Origin of the sequence: Actinokineospora pegani (assembly GCF_009745975.1) — a bacterium.
Taxonomy (GTDB): Bacteria; Actinomycetota; Actinomycetes; order Mycobacteriales; family Pseudonocardiaceae; genus Actinokineospora; species Actinokineospora pegani.
This window is the reverse complement of record NZ_WHOL01000008.1, coordinates 39,739-46,379: the sequence shown is the minus strand read 5'-3', so window position 1 is coordinate 46,379 and position 6,641 is coordinate 39,739. Positions and strand designations below refer to the sequence as shown.

Below are 6,641 nucleotides of genomic sequence, written 5' to 3'. Positions count from 1 at the left end.
ACCGAACCCCGCGACACCGAACCCCGCGACACCGAACCCCGCGACACCGAACCCCGCGACACCAAACCCCGCCACACCTCTGGGGGCGTCCCGAGTCCCATTCTACCGGCTTCACCCGATCGACGCCCCGAAGTCGATCATGCCTGTGGATAACTCCCGAACCAACCACCAACCCAGTCAACCGGCCCGACGCGCGACCCCCGCGGACTCCGCCACCCGCAGCCGCTCACGCAGGTCATCAACCACCACGCGCAAACCCTCAACCCCACTCGCCGCCCCGAACACGTGGTAATCCGGCCGCACAAGCATCCCCGTCACCCCGAACCCGGCCAAGTACGCCCCATACACACCATCCACATCCGACACCTCCCCCGCACCGGCCACCCGCCCCCCAGGCACCAACCGCACCACACGCGCCCCCAGCCCGGCCAGGAACGCGAGCCGGTCCTCCCCGAGCCCGGCATCCGACTCGTCCGCGACCAGCAGCACGAACCCCCGCCCGACAACGTCGTCGAACAACCCGGTCGCACCGCCCGACCCCACCCGCCCCTGCGGCACGACCGCCCCAGCGGCAACCCCCGCGTGCAGCAGCCCACCCGTCAACGGCTTCGCGGGCTCCGGTCGCGTCGGTGGCTTGCCCCGGCGGTTGGCCAGCACCGTGGCGTCGCGCTCGGCCGCCGCCGCGGGGTCGGTCACGCAGATCACCCGGCCGAGCTGGACCGAGGCGAGGATCGCCTCCTTGGCCTGCGCGCGGCGTTCCTCGGTGTAGGTGTCCAGCAGCGTCTCCGGGGCCAGGCCGCGCAGGGTCAGGTCCAGCTTCCACGACAGGTTCACCACGTCCCGGATGCCCGAGCACATGCCCTGCCCGGCGAACGGCGGCATGAGGTGCGCCGCGTCCCCGGCCAGCAGGACGTGGCCGACGCGCCACCGGTCCGCCCACCGGGCCTGGAAGATGTAGGTGGTGCTGCGCAGCAGGGTCGCGTTCCGGGGTGTGACGCCGAAAGGGGAGAGCAGGCGCCAGGCGGTCTCGTCCTCGGCCAGTCCGGCGGTGGGCTCGCCGGGGAGGCGCATGAACTCCCAGCGCCTGCGGCCGGGGCCGCTGGCCACCGCGGTGGTGGGGCGGGCCGGGTCGCAGATCTGGACGTTGGTGGGGGTGAACTCGCCCGGCTCGTGCGGTTGGACGTCGCAGAGCAGCCACTCGTAGGAGAAGCCGAGGTCGGTGACGGGGACGTCGAGGTGGTCGCGGACGAAGCTGTTCGCTCCGTCGCAGCCCACGACCCAGCGGGTGGTCAGGACGCGGGTCGTGTCGTCGTCGGTCGTGGCGGTCACCCGGGCGCCCTGTCCGCCGTCGGCGATGTCGACGACCTCGTGGCCGCGCAGCACCGTGATCCCGGGGAGCGCGGCGGCCCTGGCCGCGACCAGCTCCTCCAGGGCGGGCTGGTGCATCGTGTTGGCGTCGGGCCAGCCGTAGCGGCCCGACGTCGTGAACGCGATGTCCAGCAGCGCCGCGCCCGCGGCCGTCTGCCACTGGTACCCGGTGGCGGGCTCGGTGATCCGACCCAGGTCGGCGCCGATGCCGGTGGCGGCCAGCAGCCGGGCGGTCTCGCCGTCGAAGCTGGTCGCGCGGGGCAGCCGGTAGGGGCGGGGGCGGCGTTCGAGCACCGTCACCCGCCAGCCGCGCTGGGCCAGCAGCACCGACAGCACGGCGCCGATCGGTCCGTTGCCCACGATGACGACGTCGGCGTCGGGCTGGGGTTGTGTCTCGTGCGGTCGCATGGTCGGCACCGTGATCCCACTCGCGTGCTCGGAGTTCGCCACTTCGCAGTTCTGCCAACGGTATTTCGCCATTCCGCCGCGCGTCAAGGGCAGCGGGGACTATCAGGTTGAGGGGTGCCCGGACGGCCCTCGCCGGACTACTCTGCCGGAGTCGCGTGGGCAAGATGATCCATTGTGGACTATCGGCTGCCCCGCCACGCACGCCAACGGGGCGACCCCCCGACGACAGCGGTTGGGCCGCCCGCCCCGCCGGGAACAGGACGAGCGATGAGCAACCCGACCGCGGCGCCCACCGGGTCCACTTCGTCGGAGGGCGGCACCAGGTCGGTGTACCGGTTGCCCTTCCCCGAGGGGTTCACCGACCGCGGCGGCTGCCCGTTCGACCCGCCCGCCCTGCTCGGCCAGTACCGCGCGAAGGCCGCCGTGCACCGGCTCAGCCTGACCAACGGCGACACCGGCTGGCTGGTCACCGGGCACGAGGAGGCCCGCCAGGCGCTCAGCGACCCCCGGCTCAGCTCCGACCGGCTGCGCAACCCGCTGGTCGTGAAGCTGCCGCGGGACCTGCGCGACCAGCTCATGCACGACGACGCGGTGGCGGGCAACTTCATCGCCATGGACGCCCCCGACCACACCCGGTACCGCAGGCTGCTGGCACGGCAGTTCACCCTGCGGCGGACCCGGGGGCTGCAACCGCGCATCCGCGAGATCGTCACCGAGCGCCTCGACGCGATGCTCGCGGGCGGCACCAGCGCCGACCTCGTGCGCGACTTCGCCCTGGCGGTGCCGTCCCTGGTGATCTGCGAACTGCTCGGCGTCGCCTACGACGACCGCGAGGAGTTCCAGGCGCGCACCGACAAGCTGCTCGACCTGCGGGTCGCGTTCGAGGAGCAGTTGGCCGTCCTCGACGAGCTGCGCCGGTTCATCCACGGGCAGGTGCGGCTCAAGCGCGCCACCCCCACCGACGACATGCTCTCCGACCTCATCCACAGCGAGTCCGACCCCCCGCTCACCGACAACGAGGTCGTCGGCATGGCGAACCTGCTGCTCGTCGGCGGGCACGAGACGACGTCGAACATGCTGGCGCTGGGCACCTTCGCGCTGCTGGAGCACCCGGAGCAGCTCGCGGCGCTGCGCGACCGGCCCGAGCTGATCGACGGGGCGGTGGAGGAGATGCTGCGCTACCTGAGCATCGTGCACCACGGCCTGCTGCGCACCGCGACCGAGGACGTCGAGATCGCGGGCGAGGTCATCCCGGCGGAGTCGCTGGTCATCGTGTCGCTGTCGGTGGCGAACCGGGACCCGCGCCACTACGACCGGCCTGCCGAGTTCGACGTCACCCGCCCGCGGCAGGGCAACCTCTCCTTCGGACACGGCGTCCACCAGTGCATCGGCCAGCAGCTCGCCCGGCTGGAGATGACCGTCGGGTTCACCGAGCTGCTGCGGCGGCTGCCCGGCCTGCGCCTCGCGGTCCCGGCCGGGGAAGTCCCGCTGCGCGACAAGATGGCCGTCTACGGCGTGCACAGCCTGCCCGTGCGGTGGGACGCCGCCCCGTGATGTGACGCCGCCCGGGGCCAGCACTATCAGCTCTGAGGGTGGTGCCCCAGGGACGGCGTGGCCAGCATGGGGATGTCCCAGTGGCCGCCGAACTGCGAGGTCCCCTTGACTGCCGTGCTCCTGCTCAACGGTCCGAACCTCGGCATCCTCGGCCAGCGGGAGCCGGAGGTGTACGGCACCGACACGCTCGCCGACATCGCGGCCGCGGTCGCCGAGGAGGTGGCCGTCCGCGGCTGGGAGGTCGTCTCGATCCAGCGCGAGGGCGAGGGCGAGCTGGTCAGCGCGATCCACGCGCACCGCGACAGCACGGTCGGCGCGATCGTCAACCCCGGCGCCCTGATGATCGCCGGGTGGAGCCTGCGCGACGCGCTGGCGAGCTACGCGCCGCCGTGGGTCGAGGTGCACCTGAGCAACGTGTGGGCCCGCGAGCGGTTCCGGCACGAGTCGGTCATCGCCCCACTGGCCAGCGGCGTCGTCGTCGGTCTCGGGGCCTTCGGCTACCGCCTCGCGGCCCGAGCGCTGCTGCACCTGGCGGAATGATCGAACCTCGCAAACGTCCTGCCACCGTGTGATTGACGGCAATCGTCGTCACGCTCGGTGAGGCCGGTTCGGCGCATCCGGCCCAGCAAGAGCGATGTCGGCCTAGTCGGCAATCGTTCTGTGATCGAACTGGTCAGCACGTGTGAAGGTATTCGGACAGATGGCCCAAACGCCTTTCCCCTGCTCTGTGTCATCGCCGCGTTGAGAGCTCTGACCAGCGATGATGCTTGTTCTTGAGTGCGTTGTTGGTTTGCGCGCCACGTTCTGGTCGCCGTTTGCGCGCGGGCGGGAAACCGGTGATTAATCGCTTTTTGTAGACGAGGCTCGCTCTGGTGTTGCCGGCGTAAAAGGGATGAGCGTCACACTCACGACGTGCCTGCCGTTACTGCTTGTAGTCTGTAACAAACTAACTACGAACGATCTGCTGTGGCTTCATGGTCGAGCGCGGCGCCGGGGCCGTCGCCGCCTGCCACTGAGAACGATCTCGTATCGCGTGTGACCTGGATGGCCGACCGTCGTTAGGTGAAACCGACATGAGATTTGCCCAAGACTTCTTCACTGGCTTCACCGACGACCCCGCGCCGGGGCTGTGCGAGACGGCGGGGTTCCTCCGGCGCTCCACGTCCTCGTGGTACAGCGGACGCCTCGACCTGGGCCTGCAGTACGCCGCCGCGGCGACCGCCACGCCGTGCCACGAGCCGCACGAGTTCTGCCACCTGGCCCAGCTCTGGTACGTCAAGCTGCTCACCAAGGCCAGGGAGCTGGAGGCGGGCGCGCTGGTGCTCGACGGCATCGACGCGCGCGGCGGCGAGGACCAGTCGCAGCGGATGAGCGCCCTGTCGCACGCTGCCAGGGGCGAGTTGCTCTTCGCCATGGGCAACGTCGACGACGCCATCGCCGAGACCGGTGTCGGGCTGCGCCTCGCCGAGCGGTGCGGCGTGCGGTCGATGCGCCCGCCGAGCTACGTGGTGATGGCGCTCGGCGCGCTGCGCCGCGCGGACATGCGCGCCTGCCTGCACTTCGTGGACAAGCTGGCCGACGAGGCACTGCTGGGCTACGGGCACGCCGCGGGCGCCTGGGTCACCGCGCACGCCATGGAGGCCCGCAGCGGTGTGACGACCGCGGCGGGCCTCGTCGCCGGGATCGTCACCGACCCCGTCGTCCTGCGCCAGCTCCTCGTGTCCGAGCCCGCGGCGGCCTCCTGGCTCGTCCGCGCCTCGTTGAAGTTGGGCGAACGCGAGCTGGCGAGGACCTCCGTGGCGGCCGCCGCCGACGCCTCGGTCAAGCACCCGCACTTCAGCGTGATCCGCGCGTCGGCGCTGCACGCCGCCGGGCTGCTCGACGGCGACGTGGGCGCCCTGCACGAGGCCGCCAACATCTACCCGGACCGGTGGTGCGCGGCGTCCGCCCGCGAGGACATGGCCGACCTGCTGGCCAAGCGGCTCGCGGAGCGGGACCGGGCGATCCGCCTGTTCGAGTCCGTGCTCGACACCTACAACGCGGTCGGCGCCACGCGCGACGTCTCCCGCGTGGTCAACAAGCTCCGCGAGCTCGGCGTGCGGCGCGGGGTATCCCGCAGCGTCGAGCGCGAGGGCTGCGCGCAGCACGGGCTCACGGACGCGGAGTTCGCGGTGGCGGAGCTGGTGAGCCAGGGGTACACCAACAGCGAGGTGGGCAGGCAGTTGTTCATCTCCCAGCACACCGTGGCGTTCCACCTGAAGAAGGTCTTCCAGAAGATGAGCGTCGCCTCGCGCGTCGAGCTCGCCGCGGGCTGGAAGGTGCCTGCGTAGGCTGGTGCCGTGCCGACGGGCACGGGGGAGGTCGACAATGCGGTTCCAGGGCGCCACGGCGGTCGTCACCGGCGGGGGCAGCGGCATCGGCGCCGCGCTCGCCCGGGAGCTCGCCCAGCGGGGGGCCACCCCGGTCATCGCCGACCGCGACCTGGACCGGGCCCTGTCGGTCGCCCGCGGCGCGGGCGGGACGGCGGAGCACGTGGACGTGTCGGACCCCGGTTCGATGGCCGACCTCGCCGACCGCCACCCCGACGCCACCCTGGTCTTCCTCAACGCGGGCGTGGTCGGATCGGCGGTGGGCGCGCCCTGGGAGGTCCCGGCGGGGGAGTGGGACTCGGTTTTCGCGACCAACGTCGGCGGCGTCGTCAACGGCCTCCGGGCCTTCGTGCCCGCCCTGCTGCGGCGCGGGGCCCAGGCGCACGTCGTCATCACCGCCTCGCTCGCCGGGGCGGCGGTCTTCCCCGGCGGCGGGGCCTACGGCCCGTCCAAGCACGCCGTGCTCGCCGTGGCCCGGCACGCGGCGATGGCACTGGCCGGGACACCGGTCTCCGTGCACGTGCTGTGCCCCGCGTTCGTCCGCACGGCCATGTCCACCGAGGGCATCACCCCGGAGGAGGCGGCGGGCCACGCGGTCGCCCTGATCGAGGCGGACCGCTTCGCCTGGGTGCCCGACGAGTGGCACGAGGCGGTCGTCAACGGCGGGCGCGACCTGGTGTCCGGGGCGCGGCCGTCGCCGCCGGGCCCCTCATGACACCGCCGCCCGCACGGCGGTGACCAGGCGCTCGGCCCGCGGGTCCGGCGCCATGCCCTGGCTGATGTGGTTCATCGCGTACCCGAACGCGAGCCCGGTCCCGGGATCGGCGAAGCCGAGCGAGCCGCCGAGCCCGGAGAACCCGAACATGCCCGGCGGCAGCCAAGCCGACTGCCCGCCGCGCAGGGCGTAGCCGATGGCTCCACCGCACGGGTGTGCGCAGGACG

Annotated in this window: 6 protein-coding genes; 4 read left to right on the top strand and 2 right to left on the bottom strand. The window is 72.2% G+C overall.

From position 1 onward, the window contains the following. Positions 1 to 177 precede the first annotated feature (177 nt). Positions 178 to 1,776: a bifunctional 3-(3-hydroxy-phenyl)propionate/3-hydroxycinnamic acid hydroxylase MhpA gene (gene mhpA, locus GCL84_RS00500; protein WP_156753313.1), complete on the bottom strand. Its 1,599-nt coding sequence runs from the start codon at positions 1,774 to 1,776 to the stop codon at positions 178 to 180. Between the two features lie 267 nt (positions 1,777 to 2,043). On the opposite strand from mhpA, the gene GCL84_RS00495 reads away from it, so the two are divergent. The 4 genes from GCL84_RS00495 (at position 2,044) to GCL84_RS00480 (ending at position 6,414) form a co-directional block, all read left to right on the top strand. Then, entirely contained in the window at positions 2,044 to 3,330 is a 1,287-nt protein-coding gene (locus GCL84_RS00495; protein WP_156753312.1) for a cytochrome P450, read from the top strand. A 105-nt stretch (positions 3,331 to 3,435) separates the two neighbouring features. Next, positions 3,436 to 3,870 (top strand): type II 3-dehydroquinate dehydratase, encoded by a 435-nt coding sequence (locus tag GCL84_RS00490; RefSeq protein WP_156753311.1) that lies wholly within the window; start codon positions 3,436 to 3,438, stop codon positions 3,868 to 3,870. Positions 3,871 to 4,403: 533 nt separating this feature from the next. Beyond that, complete coding sequence (locus GCL84_RS00485) at positions 4,404 to 5,660, top strand: helix-turn-helix transcriptional regulator (protein WP_156753310.1); 1,257 nt, start codon at positions 4,404 to 4,406, stop codon at positions 5,658 to 5,660. Between the two features lie 37 nt (positions 5,661 to 5,697). Beyond that, entirely contained in the window at positions 5,698 to 6,414 is a 717-nt protein-coding gene (locus GCL84_RS00480; protein ID WP_156753309.1) for an SDR family NAD(P)-dependent oxidoreductase, read from the top strand. Here GCL84_RS00480 and GCL84_RS29035 read toward each other — a convergent pair. Then, positions 6,409 to 6,564, bottom strand: coding sequence for a hypothetical protein (locus tag GCL84_RS29035; RefSeq protein ID WP_197522912.1), 156 nt, complete (start codon positions 6,562 to 6,564; stop codon positions 6,409 to 6,411). The genes GCL84_RS00480 and GCL84_RS29035 overlap by 6 nt on opposite strands. Positions 6,565 to 6,641: the final 77 nt, after the last annotated feature.

Excerpts from the sequence above, each read along its gene's own strand:
- mhpA (WP_156753313.1), bottom strand. The coding sequence starts at position 1,776 with ATGCGACCGCACGAGACACAACCCCAGCCCGACGCCGACGTCGTCATC.
- GCL84_RS00495 (WP_156753312.1), top strand. The coding sequence starts at position 2,044 with ATGAGCAACCCGACCGCGGCGCCCACCGGGTCCACTTCGTCGGAGGGC.
- GCL84_RS00485 (WP_156753310.1), top strand. The coding sequence starts at position 4,404 with ATGAGATTTGCCCAAGACTTCTTCACTGGCTTCACCGACGACCCCGCG.
- GCL84_RS00480 (WP_156753309.1), top strand. The coding sequence starts at position 5,698 with ATGCGGTTCCAGGGCGCCACGGCGGTCGTCACCGGCGGGGGCAGCGGC.
- GCL84_RS29035 (WP_197522912.1), bottom strand. The coding sequence starts at position 6,564 with ATGTTCGGGTTCTCCGGGCTCGGCGGCTCGCTCGGCTTCGCCGATCCC.